Here is a 17,667-nt window from a genome sequence, read left to right on the forward strand (position 1 = left end):
CGCACGCACCGCCGCCCGGCGCACCGCCCTACGGGCGTCCGCTCCCGCCCTCAGCGCGCGCCCGCACCGGGCCGGCTCCGCCTCCCCGGAAACGAGAAGTGCAGCGTGGCCAGGGCGACGGGGCACCCGTCCGGGCTCTCGACCCGTGCCGAGACGACCGCCGTACGCCGGCCGATCCGCTCGGGCACGACGCGCGCGTGCAGCCGCTCCGGCGCGGTTGCCTCCAGGAAGCTGATGCTGCTGGAGGTCAGCATCGCCGACGGCGTCCCGCCCAGATAGGCGTTCACCGCCAGATAGCCCGCCACGTCCGCGAACGCGAACAGGGCGGGCCCGGAGACGGTGCCGCCGGGCCGCACCGTGAGCCCCGCCGGGTCCGCGACGAACACCAGCCCGCCGGGCCCGACGTCGAGGAGGTCGACGCCCGGCGGATCGGGCAGATATGCGGCGATCAGGTCCCGGATCTGCGCGGGCCCGAGGACCGGCCCGTCACCCATGGGCCCCCGCCTCGTCCGCAGCCGGGGCGGCCGGGGGGCGGGGCCCCGCCCCCGCCTCCCCTTCCGGTCCGGCCTCCACCAGCGCGGTCAGCGCCGGGGCGAGCCGGGCCAGGGTGCCGTACTTCCACAGCAGCGTCGGGCTCAGCCGCACCCCCAGGAACGCCTCGAGCTTGTTGCGCAGCTCCAGCGACATCAGCGAGTCCAGCCCGAGTGCGCGCAGCGGCACATCGTGCGGCAGCTTCTCCGGCGCCAGGCGCAGTACCGCCGCCGCCGTACGGCGCACCTCCGCCTCCACCACCTCGCGCCGCCGCGCCGCCGGGATGCTCCGCAGCTCCGTCGGCGCGACCGTTCCGCCGGTCCCGGCGAGCGGCTGCCAGCTCGCCAGCGCGGCCGCCGCCGGGTAGGACTCCAGCCAGTGCCGCGGATCGAGGTCGAGGCAGGCCACCTGCGCCTCGTCCGACTCCAGATACCGCCGCAGCGCCCGCCAGCACACCTCGGCCGGGACACTGCCCAGCCCGCGCGCCGCGAGCCGGTCCCCGCGCCCGGTGCCGGTGGCCATCCCGGCTCCGGAGACCGGCCCCCACTGCACGCTCAGCGCCGGCAGCCCCGCCGCCCGCCGCTGCGCCGCCAACGCGTCCAGGGCGCTGTTCGCCGCCGCGTAGGCCGCCTGCCCGGCTGTGCCCACGAACGCGGCGGCGGAGGAGAACAGCACGAACAGGTCCAGCGCGTCCCCCTCGGTCAGCTCGTGCAGGACGCGTGCTCCGTCGGCCTTCGGCCGCAGCACCCGCGTCAGCAGCGCGCCGTCCAGGTTCGCCACGGTCGCATCCGCCAGCACCCCCGCTGCATGGAAGACCCCGCGCAGCGGCGGCAGTTGCGCGCGCACCTCCGCCAGCACCGTGCGCATCCGCGCCTCGTCGGCCACGTCCGCCGACCACACCCCCACCCGCACGCCGCGCTCGCGCAGCGCCTCGACCCGCTCCGGGTCCCGGGGCGCCGAGCGCCCGACCAGGGCCAGGGCGCCGGCTCCGGAGGCGGCCAGGTACTCGGCGAGCGACATGCCGAGCGCCCCGAGCCCGCCGGTGATCAGATAGCTGCCCGCGGCCCGGAACCGTCCCCCGGGCAGCGGCTGCGGGGCGACGGGAACCGTGCCGCCTCCGCTCGGGATCGGCTCGGTGAGTACGAGCTTGCCGGTGTGCCGCCCGTGGGAGAGCGTGCGGAAGGCCTCCTGGGCCTGCGTGAAGGGCATCTCGCGCACCGGCAGCGGCCGCAGTTCCCCGCCCGTCACCCGCGCCCACACGGTGGCCAGGAGCGCCGCGAACCGTTCGGGGCGGCGGCGGAGCAGCCCGGCGACGTCCACGGCGGTGAAGGACACCGCCTTGCGGAAGGCACCCAGTTCGACGGATGTCTCCCGATGGATGTCGCGCTTCCCGGCCTCCACGAACCGCCCGTCCTCGGCCAGCGCCTCCAGACCGAGCGGAATCGCCGCCCCGGGCAGGGAGTTGAGCACCACGTCGACGCCGCGCCCCCCGGTCGCGGCCCGCACCCCCTCGGCCCACTCCAGGGTGCGGGAGTCGAAGACGTGCTCCACGCCCCCGGCGCGCAGCTGCTCCCGCTTCTCCTCGGTACCGGCCGTGGCGATCACCTCGGCTCCCGCGAGCCGGGCCACGCGCAGCGCGGCGAGTCCGAGCCCGCCGGCGGCCGAGTGCACGAGCACGGTCTCGCCCGGCTCCAGCCGGGCCACCTCCATCAGCGCGTACCAGGCGGTGACCAGCACCATCGGCAGCGCCGCCGCCTGCGCCGCGGTCAACTCCCGCGGAATGCGGGCGGTGTGCCGGGCCTCGACCAGCGCGTGCGAGGCCAGGACGCCGAAGCCGCAGGCCGCCACCCGGTCACCGACCGCCACGCCGCCGGCCCCCGGACCGACCGCGGTCACCGTGCCCGCGCAGTCCAGGCCGAGCAGTTCCCGGCCGGGGGAGTGGTCGTCCGGGTAGACGCCCATCGCCTTCATCACGTCGATGAAGTTCAGCGACGCGGCCTCGACCGCCACCTCGACCTGTCCGGGGCCCGGCCGGGGCCGCTCCAGCGGACGGGCGCACAGCGCCGACAGGTCGCCCGGCCGCGGAGTGCCCAGCCGGAACGGCTGGGCGCCCGAGCCCGTCCGCCACGGCGGGTCGGCGGCGGGCGGACCTCCGCTCACCCGCTCGCCCACCAGCCGCTCGCCGCCGGACAGCACGACCCGGTCCTCCGTGGCGGCGAGCTCCGCCACCAGGTCGGCGTCGAACGTGTCGGTCTCGATCAGCCGCGTCCCGAACTGTGGGTACTCCGCCTGCACGACCGCCACGAACCCCGGGTACAGCCCGGCGTCCGGGTCGCCCCGGCGGACCACCACCGCCAGCCGCGCGGACGGGTTCTCGTCCGCGCAGCGGCCGACCAGCCGTGCCAGCTCCAGCAGCCCGTCCCGGCCCTCCTGCGGCGCGACGAACACCACGGTGTCCGCCCCGGCCGGATCCTCCCCGGCCATGTCCGGCAGCACCCCGGGCCGCCCGCGGACCACCACCTTGCCCGGCAGCCCGCCGTCCCCGGCCGCGCCGTCCGGCCCCGCAGCCGGGGCGGCGGGCCGCTCCCGGGGCACGAAGCGCATCCGGTAGGTGAGCCGCCCGGTCTCCGCGGCGTCGCCGGCGCCGCCGGGAAGCGCCGTCAGCAGCACTCCCTCCAGCCGTCCCAGCGGGCGCTGCCCGGTGTCGAAGAGCGCCAGGTCGACCTCGCCCCCCGCGCCCGGCCGGGCGTGCACCCACAGGGCGTCGGCGTCCGTCACCGCGACCGCGGCCCGCCGGACCCGGCGCGGCAGGACCGGACCGTCGCACACGACCAGCGCGGCCTGCAGCATGCCGTCCCACAGCACCGGGTGCGGTGTCCCCGACAGCGCCCCCGAGCGGCTGCCGGGAGGCAGTTCGAGCCGGACCAGTGCCTCCCGTCCGGTTCCCGAAGCGGCTTCGGCGACGTGGCCGCCGGCGATCGGCCGGAAGGCGGGTCCGTAGTCGAGGTCTCTCGCCGCGCAGTCCCGGTAGAAGCCGTCCGCGTCCAGTGGCGCGGCGCCCAGCAGGTGTGCGGGGAACCCGCCGGCCGGCGGGGCGCTGTCGCGGGCGGCTGTCGCACGGCAGTGCCGCGTCCACCCGGCATCCGCCTCCGCGCCGGGTGCGGGCCCGGTCGAGCCGGCCTCGCGGGACCGCACCTCCAGCGCGCCCGAGTCCCCGGGGCCGGGGCGCTGGACGAGGGCGGTGCGGACCGGTTCCTCGCCCACCGCCAGCGCGCCGGTCAGCTGCACGTCCCGCAGCACGGGCGTCCCCCGCCCGGCGGATCCGGACTCGTGCGCCCCGCCGTGCAGCGACTGGTGGAGCAGCGCCAGGAAGCCGCCCGCCGGGAACAGCACCGTGCCGTGCACCCGGTGGTCGGCCAGCCACGGGTGGGTGCCCGTGTCCAGTTCGACGGCGCTCTCCCGCACGCCGCCCGCGGTCGAGGGCACCTCGGCCGGGACCAGCCGCCCGCTGCGGACTCCGCTGTGCCGTCCCGGCGCGACCCAGTACCGCTCCCGCTGGAAGGGGTAGGGCGGCGGAACGGCGTCCGGGCGCCGCGCCGGGCGCGGTCCGAGCGCGGGCAGGCCCGAGACGTAGGCTTCCGCGAACGCGCGCATCAGGTCCGGGTGTTCGCCCTCGTCGCGGCGCAGTGTGCCCAGCACCACCGGTGGTTCCGGCCGCTCCTCCGCGAGCTGGCGCAGTGCCGCGCCGAGTCCCGGATGCGGGCTGACCTCCACCAGGTGGGTGACGTCCTCGTCGATCAGGGTGTCCACCGCCTCGGCGAACCGCACCGGGCGGCGCAGGTTCTCGGCCCAGTAGCGGGCATCCGCCTCCGGCCCGCGCAGCCGGGTGAGGCCGACCGTGGAGAGCAGCGGTGTGTCCGCGGGGCCCGGCGCGACGGCTGCGAGCGCCTCGCGGATCCTCGGCAGGAGGGGATCGACTTGCGGGCTGTGCGAGCCGTAGTCGACGTCGACCAGCCGGCAGAACACTCCGTCGGCCTCCAGGATCTCCCGCAGCAGCAGCACCGAGTCGGCGTCGCCGGACAGCACGCAGGAGCGCGGCCCGTTGTACACCGCCGGTTCGACCAGTCCCTCGAAGCCCGCGACGGCCTGCCGTGCCGCGTCCGGAGCCAGGTCCACGGCCAGCATCCGCCCGCCGCCGGCGATCTCGCGCAGCAGGCCGCTGCGGCGGCAGACCACCAGCGCCCCGTCCTCCGGCGTGAGCACACCGGCGACCGTGGCGGCGGCGATCTCGCCCTGGCTGTGCCCGACGACGACATCCGGCTCCACCCCGGCCGCCCGCCACGCCGCGGCCAGCGACACCGACATCGCCCACAGCGCGGGCTGCACCTCGGCCACGTCCCGCGGTGCCGGGCCGCCCGTGACCATCTCGCGTACGTCGCGCGGCGCATGCGGGGCCAGCGCCCGTGCACAGCGGTCCATGGCCCGAGTGAACGCGGCGTCGCGCCCGTAGAGGCCCGCGCCCATGCCCGCCCACTGGGCGCCCTGGCCGGGGAAGACGAAGGCGACCTTGCCCCGCCGCCGGGCGCGGCCCCGCGCCACCTCCGCCAGGTCCGGGCCCAGCAGAGCGCACCGCTCCGCGAAGTGGTCCCGGTGCCAGGCCATGGCCCGCGCCAGCTCCGGTGCCGACGTACCCGCGGCCAGCTGCTCCCGGATGCCGCGGGTCCGTTCCTCCAGCGCCCGGGGGGTGTGCCCGCTGACCGGCAGCAGGAACGGCTCACCGGCCTCCTGCCGCGCCGCCGCGCCGGGCTCCTCCCGCACGGCCCGGGAGTCCTGCTCCGGGGTCCGGTCCTGCTCGGGCGTCCGGGCTGGAGCCGGTCTCGCGGCCCGGGCGGACGGCTGCGCGGTCGCGGCCTGCGGCGTGGTGACGACGGCGTGGGCGTTGGTGCCGCCCCAGCCGAAGGAGTTGACGCCGAGGAAGCTGCCGGGCTCCAGCGGCAGCGGGTCCCGGGTGACGGCGAGGTTCAGCCCGGTGAAGTCGATGGCCGGGTTGGGCACCTGCGCGTGCAGGCTCGGCGGGACGGTGCCGTGCTCCAGCGCCAGGACGGCCTTGACGAGTCCGGCGAGTCCGGCGGCCGGCTCCAGATGGCCGATGTTGGTCTTCACCGAGCCGATGTGCAGCGCACGGCCGGGCCGGGCCGCGCCCAGCACCTCGCCGAGCGCCTGCGCCTCGGCCGCGTCCCCGCGTGCGGTGCCGGTGCCGTGCGCCTCGACGTAGGCGAGCCGGTCCAGTGGGATGCGGCCGGAGGCGTAGACGCCGCGCAGCAGGTCGCGCTGCGCGGCCGGATGCGGAGTGACCAGGCTCTCGCCGCCGCCGTCGTTGTTGACCGCGCTGGCCGCCACCACCGCGCGGATCCGGTCGCCCGCGCGGCGGGCGTCGGCCAGCCGCTTGAGGTAGACCACGGCGACGCCCTCGCCGCGGACGAACCCGTCCGCGGCGGCGCCGAAGGCGTGGCAGCGGCCGGTGGGGGACAGGCCGCCGAAGTGGGTGAGGCCGACCGTCACCTCGGGCGTGAGCATCAGATTGGAGCCGCCGACCAGGGCTCCCTCGATCTCGCCGGAGCGCAGCGCCTGGCAGGCCTGGTGCACGGCGACCAGGGAGGAGGAGCAGCTGCTCATGAGCGTCAGGCTGGGCCCGGTCAGTCCGAGGTGGTAGGAGACCCGGGAGGAGACGATGTCCAGTGAGTTCCCGACGATGCTGTGCTGGGTCACCGCGGCGCCCCGGTCCTTGCGGAGCAGTTCGTAGTCGTGCCAGAGCCCGCCGACGTAGACGCCGGTGCGGGAGCCGCGCAGCGCGGACGCGGGTGCACCGGCGTCCTCCAGGGCCCGCCAGGTCGTCTCCAGCATCAACCGCTGCTGCGGGTCGAGCACTTCGGCCTCGCGCGGTGAGATCGTGAAGAAGACCGGGTCGAACGCGTCGATGTCCTCCAGGAACGCGCCGACCCGCTGGATCTCCCGGGTCGCGTCGAACACCGCTGCCGGATCCCAGCGTTCGGGCGGCACCGGCCCCACCGCGTCGCCCCCGCCGATCAGCAGTTCCCAGAACGCCTCCGTGTCCGGCGCCTGCGGGAAGCGCCCCGCCATGCCGACGACCGCCACCGCACCGCTGTCCGCGTCACTCATCGGTCCTCCCCCGTGATCACGCCGCCGGTCCATCCTGGAGCCCTTTCCCCCCGGTGTCGACCCCCGCCCGCACCTCCCGCCCGCAGCGGTACGTGCGGACAACACGCCTCTGCGTCAGGGGTGTTGGGGAGCCCCGGGGCCACGCCCGGTGCGCGGGCGCCGCCTCACCGGAGCGAGGAGTCCTCGGCCCGGACGGGGAACGTCTGCGTACCGAGCACCGACAGCAGTTCCATCCGCTCGCGGGCCTCCGCGTCCGCCGGGGTGAGCACCAGCAACTGCTGCAGCCGGTCAGGGGCGACCAGGGTCTCGCAGTCCATCAGCAGCCGGCCCACGCGCGGATGGAGCAGGGTCTTGCGGTCGGCGCGCCGGACGGCCACCTCGTGCTCGTCCCACAGCCGCTCGAAGTGCTCGCTCGCGTCCCGCAGCCGGTCGACGAGGCCGGTGACCGCGGGGTCCCCGTACCGGCGGCCGACGGCCGCGCGCAGGTCCGCCACGAGCTGACGGGAGTGGTGCGCGTGCTCCTCGGGCGGATGGACGGCACGCACGGCGGGATCGGTGAACCAGCGGTACACGAGGTAGCGGCTGTCGCCGGAGCGGCGGGTGTGATCGCCCGTCAACAGGACGGCTGCCCGGTTCTGGGCGAGGACCTCGCCCAGGTCGGACAGCACCAGCGCCGGGGTGCCGCCGAGCAGGCCGAGCATCCGCACCAGGCCGGCCCGGGCCTGTCCGGCCGCCCCGTCGCCGGGCGCGGGCTGGTGCCCGGCCAGATGGAAGAGGTACTCGCGCTCGTCGTCGGACAGGCGCAGCGCCCGGGCCAGCGCCTCCAGCAACCCGGCCGAGGGGCGGCTGCTGCGTCCCTGCTCGAGGCGGACCACGTAGTCCACCGACATCCCGGCGAGCCCGGCCACCTCTTCCCGGCGCAGACCGGCGGTGCGGCGCCGGGGCCCGGCGGCGATGCCCGCCTCGGCCGGGTCGATCGCCTCGCGGCGGTGGCGCAGGAAGGCGGCGAGCTGTTCGCGTTGCATGGCTCCATGGTCCTCTCGGCGGATGCGCCGATCCAGGGAGCGCCGCTCCCAGGATGCACGCTCCGCTCCCGCGAGCCGCGCTGCCGGAGCACAGTGGGAAGCCGGTCGACGACGAACACGACGGACCGGACACCACGAACACGTCGAACGCGACGAAGGGGAAGCTCGATGCAGGCACGAACCCTGGGCAGCACCGGCCCGACCGTTTCCACCCTGGGCCTGGGTGCCATGGGTATGTCGGGCGCCTACGGTGCGACCGACAGGGCGGAGAGCATCGCCACCGTGCACGCCGCCTTGGACGCAGGCGTCACGCTGATCGACACCGGCGACTTCTACGCCATGGGACACAATGAACTGCTGCTCGCGGAGGCGCTGCGCGGCCGGGACCGGGACACCTACACACTGAGCGTCAAATTCGGCATGCTGCGCGGGCCCGGCGCGGGCTTCGGCGGATGCGACGCCCGGCCGGAGGCGGTGAAGAACTTCCTCGCCTACTCGCTGACCCGGCTGGGCACCGACCACATCGACCTCTACCGCCCGGCCCGGCTGGACCCCTCCGTACCGATCGAGGAGACGGTGGGCGCGATCAAGGAGATGGTCGACGCCGGACACGTACGGCACATCGGCCTCTCGGAGGTCGACGCGGCGACGGTCCGCCGGGCGCAGGCCGTGCACCCGATCGCCGACCTGCAGATCGAGTACTCGCTGATCTCCCGCGCGGTGGAGGCCGACATCCTGCCCACCCTGCGCGAGCTCGGCGTGGGCCTGACCGCCTACGGAGTCCTCGGCCGCGGGCTCATCTCCGGACACTGGACCCCCGGCCGCACCGCCGGCCCCGGCGACATGCGCGGCTCCAGCCCCCGGTTCTCCGAAGGCAACGTGGAACACAACCTCACCCTGGTGGAGGCGCTGCGCCGGGTCGCGGAGGCCAAGGGCTGCAGCGTCGCGCAGCTGGCCATCGCCTGGGTGGCCGCCCAGGGCGACGACATCGTCCCCCTGGTCGGCGCCCGCACCCGCGAGCGACTCGCCGAGGCGCTCCCCGCGACGGAACTGACCCTGACCACGGAGGACCTGGCCGCCATCGAGCGCGCCGTGCCGCCGGGCGCCGCACGCGGAGACCGGTACCCGTCCGCACTCATGGCGGGCCTCGGCGCGGGCAACTGATCCGGGCCGCGTTCCGGAGGCCTCCCCGGTCACCCTCCGGCGCGGCCCGCGCACGCTTCGGCCGCCGCGCGGTAGCGCTCGACCGGCCCGAGGGTGAGCACGCCGCTGGCGGCACCTGCCTGTTCGGTGCGGGCACCCCGCAGCGCCGCTGCGGCCCGCGCGGCGGTGCCGGGCTCCTCCAGGCGGGCGGCGGCGTGCGCGGTCAGGCACCAGAGCGCTTCCTGGAGGTGGTCGTACGGCGGCTCCGGGACGGTGGCGAGGGCCGCGCGGGCCTCGGCCGGACGCTCCCGGGCGAGGAGCACGAGCGGCGCCGCCCAGGGCAGATACGGTCCCCAGTCCAGCTGCGGGTCGGCGGGGGCCGGGCGGCCGTGCAGCAGACGCAGACCGAGCAGCGCGAGCGGCAGCAGGCCGCGGTGCAGCCCCGGCATCCCGGCTGTGCGCAGGGCACCGTCGGCGGCGCGGTAGGCGCCCGCGGCGGCTGCCGGGGACGGCCCGTCGGGTCCGGTGCTCCGCGCTGCGGCGGCCCGGGCCCGGAACCAGGCGGTGAGGACCGGGACGAGCGGGGCCTCGTGGACGGCGGCGACCGCTTCGGCGGCGGCCGCGTGCCCGGCGGCGCCCGCCAGGTCACCGACGGCCGAGGCGGACTGCAGGCGGATGAGCCGGCCCAGGATGGCGAAGGTCGGCAGCTCGTGCCGGGTGGCCAGGGCGACGAGTTCGGCACCGATGGCGTCCCGCCGCAACGCGAGCCCCGGGCGCCCGAAGGACTGCAGGAAGACGCCGTTGAGCGCGAAGGCCAGCAGCGCGGGATCGCCCAGGCCCCGCGCGAGCGCCTCGGCCCGGTGCGCGGCCTCGTACCCGGCCCGCAGCGCTGCCCCGCGCAGGTCGCCGCTGCGGCTCTCGACGGCGACGGTGGCCAGCAGCCGCGCCCGCAGCGCGGGAGGACCGTCGGGTCCCAGGGCCCGTAGCGTGCGCTCGGCGAGTGCCACGACGGCGCGGCACTGCTCCGGATCGTCGGCACGGCTCCAGATCGAGGGCACGTCGTAGGCGCCGACGACCCGGGCGGTCAGTTCGGTGTCCCCCGTGCGCTCGGCGGCCCGGGCGGCGGCGAGCCGGTCGCGCCGCGAGAGGACGAGCGCGTCGCTGCCCGCCAGGGCCAGGGTGCGGGCCAGTTCCACGGTGGTACGGGGGCCGAGCCGGGCAGCGGCCCCGGAGCGGAGGTCGAGGGCCGGTTCGAGGGACGCGGATCCGTCGAGGATCTCCGCCTCCAGCCGCCGCAGTTCGGTTCCGGGGTCGAGCCCCAGTTGTTCGACGAGCATCGTGCGGGCCCGGCGGAGCGTGGCCAGCGCGTCGGCCTGGCGTCCGTCCCGGTGCAGGGCGCGTGCCAGCAGCGCCCAGGCCGCCTCGCGCCAGGGGTGCTCGTCGGAGTGTGCGCCGAGTTCGGCGACGAGTCCGCCGCTCGCCCCCGCGTCGAGGAGAAGGCCGGCCCGGAGCTCGATCCCCTGCAGCCGCAACTCCTCCAGCCGGGCGCGCTCCCGCTGCGCCCAGGCGGCGTCGGGCAGGTCGGCGTAGGCCGGTCCGCGCCAGGAGGAGAGGACCTCGCCGAGCGCGGCGACCTCGCCGGGGGAGCGGCGGGCGCGTTCCAGGACGTCCTGGAACCGGTGCGCGTCCACGGCCTCGCGCGGCAGCCGCAATGCGTAGCCGGAACCCTCCGTGACCAGGATCCGCGGCGGGGTGCGCGGCGGCCGGTCGGGCTCGACGGCGCGGCGCAGGGCGGCGACGAAGGTGCGCAGCGCACCCGGGCCGCGGGCCGGGGGCTCGGGCCACAGGTCCGCCACCAGGGTGTCGGTGGCCACCATCCGCCCCTCGGCGGCGACGAGCCGGGCGAGCACCTCCCGGTGCCGGGGTCCGCCCAGCGCGATCGGGGTGCCGTCGCCGCGCAGCGCCCGCACCGGGCCCAGTACATCGATCCGCATGCCCCCATCCTGCGCCCGACGGCTCCGCTCCGCCGCGCCGTACTGATCGGCTGCTCATCGGGCTGGTGCACCGTGGTCCGGTCAGTCGCCCGACCTGGGGAAAGGACCCTTATGACACCCGCCCCGCCGGCCCTGCCCGGCTTCGACCACCTCCGCGTGCCCGGTGCGGAGGGCGTGGAGCTCTCCGTCGCCACCGGCGGCAGCGGCACCCCCGTGGTGCTGCTGCACGGCTTCCCGCAGACCCGCCTGATGTGGCGGCACGTCGCGCCGCTGCTGGCCGCCGAGCACACGGTGATCTGCCCCGACCTGCGTGGCTACGGCGCCAGCGACAAGCCGGCGCCCGCGGCCGCGGACGTGTACGCCAAGCGCACCATGGCCGCCGACATCGTCGCCGCCGCGGCGGCGCTGGGGCACGACCGGTTCGCGCTCGTCGGTCATGACCGCGGCGCGCTCGTCGCCTTCCGGGCCGGGCTGGACCATCCCGAGACCGTCACCCACCTCGGCATCCTCGACGTCGTGCCCACGCTGGACATGTGGAACGTGCTGCAGGGGGTCCCGGCCGCGGTCGGCTACCACCTGTTCCTGATGGCCCAGCCGCCGGGACTGCCCGAGACGATGATCGCCAACAGCGCCGACGCGTTCTTCGGGTCCTTCCTCGACGCCTGGGCGGGGGACCGGGCGGCGATCCCGGATCCGGTGCGGAGCGCGTACCTGCGGGCGAGTGCCGCTGCGGTGCCCTCGATCGTGGCCGACTACCGGGCCTCCGCCGGTGTCGACGTCGACCACGACCAGGCGGACCTGGACGCCGGTTCCCAGCTCGCGATGCCCGTCACCGTCGTCCAGCAGGACTGGGGAGCGCGGCTCGGGTACGACGCAGCGCAGGTGTGGCAGGCGTGGGCGCCCGACCTCGACCACCGTCTCACCGGCGCGGGGCACTTCATGGCCGAGGAGGCGCCCGAGGAGATCGCGGGGGCGGTCCGGGAGCTGCTGGCGCGCTGACGGTGCGCCGTCGCGGACCGTGCACGGGCCGGACCGTGCACGGTCCCGCCCGCCGCCGGACCGCGGAGCGGTGCTCACAGCCGTGCAGTCCCCAGCCAGGCGGTGGTGGCAGCGGCGCACAGGAGCGTGAGGTCGAGCGCGATCCTGCGGTCCCCGAGCCGCAGATGGACACCGATCGCACCGATCTGCAGGACCGTGAATCCCAGGGCGGCGGCCGGGGCCGGCGAGGGTGCGATGCCGGTCGCGGGCGGCAGCACCAGCCCGAGCGCACCGAGCACTTCGAGCAGCCCGATCCCCCGGACGGCCGGCATCGGCACACTGTCCACCCAGGCCATCCTCGGCCGGAGCCGCGCGCGGCTGCGGACCGCTTTCGCTCCGCCCCCGTAGAGGGAGAAGAGCGCGAGGGGACCGGCGACGAGCCGGTATGCGACGTTCACAGTTCCGCTCCGGGACGGTCGGTGGAAAGTGACATGCCGTCATCGAGGGGAGGGGCGTGCGGACTTCGGACCGCCTGTGCCGGGGGCGAAGTCGGTGGCCGGTTCGGTGGCGTACCGGCTCATCGTGCGGATGTGTGCCCCGGGTGACGACGTCTCCTCGGCGCTCAGGTCCCGGAGGTCCCGGAAGTACTGCACATAGAGGTCGGGGGTGAAGGTGCTGAGCAGCACGGCCGGCCGGTCGGAGACGTTGGCGAAGGTGTGCGGGGCTCCCGGCGGGACCATCACCAGCGTTCCCGCCGGTGCGTCGTGCTCCTGCTCCCCGACCGTGAACCGCACGGTGCCGGAGACGACGTAGAAGCCCTCGTCGTGCTCCGCGTGGCGGTGCTGCGGCGGGCCGGCGGTGCGGGGTGCGAGGACGGACTCGGCGATCCCCAGCCGGTGCCCGGTGGTGCTGCCGTCCTCGAGTATGCGCAGGCGGGTGGTGCCCAGCGCGATCGTCTCGCCCTCGTCCGGACCGACCACCGATACCGCGGGGTCGGCTGCCGGGGCGCTGTTCGTCGGTTCGTCAGCCATGGCCCGATTCCACCCGCGGGGCGCCGCCCGCGTCCAAGACCCGTTCAGCGCATGCGATACCGCGGGGGTATCGTCGCAGGATGGAGCTACGCACGCTGCGCTACTTCGTGGCGGTCGCCGAGGAACTCCACTTCGGCCGGGCGGCCGCCCGGCTGCACATGAGCCAGCCGCCGCTGAGCCGGGCGATCAAACAGCTGGAGACCGAACTCGGTGCTGTGCTGTTCCACCGGTCGTCCTCGGGTGTCGCCCTCACCCCGGCGGGAGAGGTGCTGCTCGACGAGGCGCGGACGCTGCTCGCCGGGGCCGACCGGGTCCGGGCCCGGGTGGCGGCGGCGTCCGGTGCCGACGTCCTCACCGTCGGGCTCCTCGGGGACAGCACCGACCCCGGTGTGCGGCAGCTGGCCGCCACCTGCCGCCTGCGCCGTCCGCAGCTGGAGGTCCGGCTCCGGGAGACCGATCTGAGCGATCCCACCTGCGGGCTGCACCGGGGCCTGGTGGACCTGGCCCTCACCCGCGCCCCGTTCGACGAGACCGGCCTGGCCGTGCGCGAGTTGCGCGCCGATCCGGTGGGGGCGCTGCTGCGCAGCGACGATCCGCCGGCGCGCCGCGGGCGGTTGCGGTCGTCCGAGCTCGCGGACCGCCGCTGGTTCGTCTTCCCGGCAGGCACCGACTCCCGCTGGCAGGCGTACTGGAGCGGGGGCGAGCGCCGTGAGGGGCCGGTGGTGCGCACCGTCCAGGAGTGCCGGCAGGCCGTCCTGTGGAACGGCACGGTGGGCATGACCCTCCTGGACCACCGGCCTCCTGAGGGGCTGACCGTGGTGCCGCTGACGGACCTGCCGCCGAGCCGTGTGGTGGTGGCGTGGAAGGAGGGCGACCGGAATCCGCTGATCCGCTCGTTCGTCCGGATCGCGCTGGAGGTCTACCGCGGCTGAGCTGCCGCACCGGTGGCCGGTACGCGGCGGGCGCGGAAGGTCAGGTGGCCGCCCAGGCCGCCTCGATCATCCGGAAGACCTCGTCCACCGCCGCCTGCGGATCGGCCGACTCGCGGGCCAGTGAGTAGGCGTCGACCGTGAACCTGGCGAGTGTCCGGCAGGCTGTGCTGGTCCGGGCCAGGTCCGGGTCCGCCGCCATGGCCGCCGCCAGCGACTCCGCGTGGCGCAACCGCATCGACTCCTCGTAGGTGCGCAGCGCGGGCGAGGAGTCGATCATGTGCCAGACCGGGGAGGCGCTGTCGGCCGTGCAGTGCCGCACCAGGGCGTGGATCTCCCGGCGCAGCGCGGGGACGAGGGGCTCCCCGGGCGCCCGGTCGGTGACCGCCCGGACGAGGCGCTGCTCGAAGTCCGCGTCCTGCTCGAACACCAGCGCCTCTTTCGAGGCGAAGTGGGAGAAGAGCGTGGTGACGGCCACGTCGGCCTCGGCGGCGACTTCGCGGATGCCCACCGCGTCGTACCCGCGCTCCAGGAAGAGCCGGAGGGCGGTCTCCGCGATCTTCTGGCGGGTCGCCGCCTTCTTGCGTTCGCGGCGTCCGGGCGGCGTGGTCATGCGCTGAAGCTACCAGATGCGAAACCCTAACCGTTTCGAAAAACTAACGGTTAGTGTTACGTTCGTCGTCATGAGAAAAGTGAGCTTCGCCGAGTTCGGCGGTCCGGAAGTGCTGCGCCTCGTGGACGCCGAGGAGCCCCATGCGGGCCCCGGCCAGGTGCGCGTCGCCGTGCGCGCCGCCGGCGTGAACCCCGTCGACTGGAGGATCCGGGAGGGACAGACCCTGCGCGCCCATCCGATCGAACTGCCCGCCGGAGTCGGGCTGGACGCCGCCGGAGTGGTGGACGAGGTCGGCGAGGGGGTCGAAGGCGTCGAGGCCGGCGACCCGGTGTTCGGCGAGGGGGCCGACACCTACGCCGAGTTCGCCGTGCTGACGGCCTGGGCCCGGATACCCGAGGGCCTGACCTTCGAGGAGGCGGCCGGATACCCCTCCGTGGTGGAGACCGCGCTGCGCATCATCCGCGAGGTCGGGGTGCGGCCCGGGCAGACCCTGCTGGTCAGCGGCGCGTCCGGGGGAGTCGGCTCGGCCGTGCTGCAGATCGCCCGCGACCGCGGCATCGCGGTGATCGGCACGGCCGGGGCGGCGAACCAGGACTATCTGCGCGGCCTGGGCGCAACCGCCACCTCCTACGGCGCGGGCTGGGCGGAGCGGGTCCGGCGGCTCGGCCGCATCGACGCCGCGCTGGATCTCGCCGGTGCGGGCGTCCTGGCCGAACTCGTCGAACTGACCGGGGACGCGCGGAAGGTCGTCTCCATCGCCGATCTCACCGCACCGGAACTCGGCGTCCGGTTCTCCGGGACGGCCGGGAGCGTCCCGGCGGCCCTGGCCGAAGCCGGCCGCCTCATCGCGCAGAGGAAGCTCCACATCCCGGTCGAGAAGTCCTACCCGCTCGCCGAGGCCGCGGCGGCGCACATCGACAGCCGGGCCGGCCACACCCGCGGGCGCCGGGTCCTGGTCGTCTGAGCCGTCTCCGGCCCGGTCACGCCGCCCGGCCCGCCGGTTCCGCCGCCGGCTCCGGCGACGATGCGCCCGGGCCGTCGCCGTTGCCGTCGCCGGAGGTCCGTTCCGTCGCGGAGCCCGGGCCGCCGGCGGAGGGCGCGGGCACCGGGCCCCGCTGCCGGACGGGCTCGCGCGCGGCTGCGCGGTGCTCCCGTCCGGCGGCGCCCGGTGCCGTCACTTCCCGGCGCCGACGGGGCCGACCGTTACCCCGGACTCGGTGGTTTCGGAGACCGGCAGGTTGAAGCTGATCGGCAGGGTCTGCGAGGTGGTCTCGTTCGGCGGAGTGACCACGAGGCCGGTGACGTCCACGCCGCTGCCGCCGGTGTCGTTCGGCGGGTAGTGCAGGGTGAAACGTGTCGACTCGCCGGGGCTGACGCGGACCGTCGGGGCGGCGACGCCGTTCCGGGCGGCGTTCATGGTGCCCGCCGGGCTCTGCAGGTCGACCCCGGGGTATCCGTGCATCGTGCACGCCGTGGCGGTGGTGTTCTCGAGGTTCACCAGGAGGCTGCCCCGGGCCATGCCGGGGGAGGTGCTGAAGTCGAGTCCGGAGGTCTTGCAGGGGCCGATCTCGGGCGTCCCGCCATCGGCACCGCCCTGCCCTCCGGAGGAGCCCGCGCCCTCGCTCTTCCCCGAGGAACCGGACGTCTCCTTGCCGGAGTTCTCGCTGCCCTCGTCCCGGGCGCGGGACGAGGGTGAGGGGGAGGTGCCGCTCTCCTTCCGCGAGCTGTCCTCGGAGGAGTCGCCGGGCACGGGGGCCGCTTCGCCGGCCACCTTCTCGGGTGCGTCAGCCGCCTGTTCGCCGCATCCGGTCAGCAGGGCCGCCGCGAGCAGGGCCGTGAGCCCGGCCGCGAGCCGCGCGCCCCCGGTGCCGCGCGACCTTCCGGCCCTGCCCCCCGCGGCCCTCCGGGCCGCCCGCACCGCATGCTGCTCTCGTTCGCTCATCGCCGCCACGCCCTGATCATCCCATCGTGTGTCCATGCCGGATGCGGGGGAGTCACTGTCCGGACCGCCCCGTGCCCTACGACTTCGATGCCGGAGGCCGGGAAAAAGTTCACAACGGGGTGCGTGCGGCGGTCCGTTGCGGCGCGATTCCGGTGCCGGTCCGCGCAACTCGCCGCTTCCGGAGGCGCGTTCTCCGTTCCCGGAGGGAGTGTTCCGGGCGGTGCGGGCACCTTCCACCGCGCCCGCGGGACGGGGCGCGCCGGCCGGTCGCGGCCGGGCGTCCCGGGGATCAGGCGTTCCGGGCGCAGGAGGTGAGGCGGTCGGCGAGCGCCGTGACGAGGTCGCGCAGCTCCGCGGGGCGCTCGATGACGAACGGCCGGTCCAGCGAGGCGAGGACGGCGGGCAGCCAGTCGAGCTCCGCCACCCGCAGTTCGGCCCGCAGCCACCGCTCGGCCGGAGCGTCCGTGCCCTTCGCGGGCGCGGGCTCCGTCAGGCGCGCGACCGACGCGGGCAGACCGGCGCGGATCTGCTCCACGGTCCCGTGGATCCGCAGGACCACCTCGTACCGGTACTCGGCCGTCGCGAAGCCGTCCAGTACGCGCTGCGCCGGGTCGGTCCCGGCCGGGATCCCGAAGGTGCCGGGCAGGGGCCGGGCGCCCTCGATGCGGTCGAGGCGGAGGGTCCGGTCCTGCCCGATCCCGGGATCCCTGCCCGTGACGTACCACCGGCCCGCGTGGGCGACGATGCCGTAGGCGTGCAGGGTGCGTTCGCTGCGCCGGCCGTGGCGGTCGCGGTATCCGAGCGAGAGCGGCCGGCGGTGGTGTACCGCGTCGGCGACGGTCAGCAGGACCTCGGCGTCCGGGGTGGTGAACTCACCGGGTGCGGAGGTGAAGGCGAGGGACTCCAGGACCGTGTCGAGTCTGCGGGCCACATGCCTGGGCAGCACCCTGCGCACCTTGGCCGCCGCGGTCTCGCCGGCCGTGCCCGCCGCCGTCGTCAGTCCCGCCCGGCGCCCGGCGACCAGGCCGAGCAGCACGGCGAGGGCCTCGTCGTCGCCGAGCATCAGCGGAGGCAACCGGTGCCCCGGGGTGAGCCGGTATCCGCCGTAGCGGCCCCGCACCGTCTCCACGGGCACGTCCAGGTCGATCAGCTGGCCCACGTACCGCCGCACGGTGCGGTCGTCGACGCCGAGCCGGTCGGCGAGTTCGGCCACCGACCGGATGCCGCCCGACTGCAGAAGTTCCAGGAGGGTCAGCACGCGCCCGGTGGGTCGAGACATGGCGGCAGCCTAGCGCGCATAC

Annotated in this window: 13 protein-coding genes; 4 read left to right on the plus strand and 9 right to left on the minus strand. The window is 75.8% G+C overall.

Translation table 11 applies throughout. The features are described from left to right. Window positions 1–50 precede the first annotated feature (50 nt). The 3 genes from A949_RS35035 to A949_RS0129355 form a co-directional block, all read right to left on the minus strand. Window positions 51–494, minus strand: coding sequence for a PaaI family thioesterase (locus tag A949_RS35035; protein ID WP_019359628.1), 444 nt, complete (start codon window positions 492–494; stop codon window positions 51–53). Then, window positions 487–6,711, minus strand: coding sequence for a type I polyketide synthase (locus A949_RS35040; protein ID WP_019359629.1), 6,225 nt, complete (start codon window positions 6,709–6,711; stop codon window positions 487–489). The genes A949_RS35035 and A949_RS35040 overlap by 8 nt, the downstream gene beginning before the upstream one ends. Before the next feature lie 164 nt (window positions 6,712–6,875). Further along, window positions 6,876–7,736, minus strand: coding sequence for a helix-turn-helix transcriptional regulator (locus A949_RS0129355; RefSeq protein WP_019359630.1), 861 nt, complete (start codon window positions 7,734–7,736; stop codon window positions 6,876–6,878). A gap of 168 nt (window positions 7,737–7,904) precedes the next feature. On the opposite strand from A949_RS0129355, the gene A949_RS0129360 reads away from it, so the two are divergent. Beyond that, window positions 7,905–8,900, plus strand: a complete 996-nt coding sequence (locus A949_RS0129360; protein ID WP_019359631.1) for an aldo/keto reductase — start codon at window positions 7,905–7,907, stop codon at window positions 8,898–8,900. 29 nt (window positions 8,901–8,929) lie between these two features. Here the strand turns inward: A949_RS0129360 and A949_RS0129365 are convergent, their stop codons facing one another. Further along, window positions 8,930–10,873 (minus strand): BTAD domain-containing putative transcriptional regulator, encoded by a 1,944-nt coding sequence (locus A949_RS0129365; RefSeq protein WP_019359632.1) that lies wholly within the window; start codon window positions 10,871–10,873, stop codon window positions 8,930–8,932. Window positions 10,874–10,984: 111 nt separating this feature from the next. Here A949_RS0129365 and A949_RS0129370 point away from each other — a divergent pair, with 111 nt between their 5' ends. Then, window positions 10,985–11,872 (plus strand): alpha/beta fold hydrolase, encoded by an 888-nt coding sequence (locus tag A949_RS0129370; protein WP_019359633.1) that lies wholly within the window; start codon window positions 10,985–10,987, stop codon window positions 11,870–11,872. Between the two features lie 74 nt (window positions 11,873–11,946). On the opposite strand, the gene A949_RS0129375 is transcribed toward A949_RS0129370, so the two are convergent. Then, window positions 11,947–12,309, minus strand: a complete 363-nt coding sequence (locus tag A949_RS0129375; RefSeq protein ID WP_019359634.1) for a DoxX family protein — start codon at window positions 12,307–12,309, stop codon at window positions 11,947–11,949. A 39-nt stretch (window positions 12,310–12,348) separates the two neighbouring features. Then, complete coding sequence (locus tag A949_RS0129380) at window positions 12,349–12,882, minus strand: cupin domain-containing protein (RefSeq protein WP_019359635.1); 534 nt, start codon at window positions 12,880–12,882, stop codon at window positions 12,349–12,351. Window positions 12,883–12,962: 80 nt separating this feature from the next. Between A949_RS0129380 and A949_RS0129385 the strand changes: the two genes are divergently transcribed. Next, window positions 12,963–13,814, plus strand: coding sequence for a LysR family transcriptional regulator (locus A949_RS0129385; RefSeq protein WP_019359636.1), 852 nt, complete (start codon window positions 12,963–12,965; stop codon window positions 13,812–13,814). A gap of 40 nt (window positions 13,815–13,854) precedes the next feature. On the opposite strand, the gene A949_RS0129390 is transcribed toward A949_RS0129385, so the two are convergent. Next, a complete protein-coding gene (locus A949_RS0129390; RefSeq protein WP_019359637.1) occupies window positions 13,855–14,424 on the minus strand; it encodes a TetR/AcrR family transcriptional regulator in 570 nt (189 codons plus the stop codon). Window positions 14,425–14,494: 70 nt separating this feature from the next. On the opposite strand from A949_RS0129390, the gene A949_RS0129395 reads away from it, so the two are divergent. Continuing rightward, window positions 14,495–15,388 (plus strand): NADP-dependent oxidoreductase, encoded by an 894-nt coding sequence (locus tag A949_RS0129395; protein ID WP_026005147.1) that lies wholly within the window; start codon window positions 14,495–14,497, stop codon window positions 15,386–15,388. A 210-nt stretch (window positions 15,389–15,598) separates the two neighbouring features. Here A949_RS0129395 and A949_RS0129405 read toward each other — a convergent pair whose 3' ends face one another. Further along, window positions 15,599–16,366 (minus strand): DUF4232 domain-containing protein, encoded by a 768-nt coding sequence (locus A949_RS0129405; RefSeq protein WP_078565572.1) that lies wholly within the window; start codon window positions 16,364–16,366, stop codon window positions 15,599–15,601. A 289-nt stretch (window positions 16,367–16,655) separates the two neighbouring features. Further along, window positions 16,656–17,645, minus strand: a complete 990-nt coding sequence (locus A949_RS0129410) for a helix-turn-helix transcriptional regulator (protein ID WP_019359641.1) — start codon at window positions 17,643–17,645, stop codon at window positions 16,656–16,658. Window positions 17,646–17,667: the final 22 nt, after the last annotated feature.

It is taken from the genome of Streptomyces sp. AA1529 (genome assembly GCF_000280905.1).
Lineage (GTDB): Bacteria > Actinomycetota > Actinomycetes > Streptomycetales > Streptomycetaceae > Streptomyces.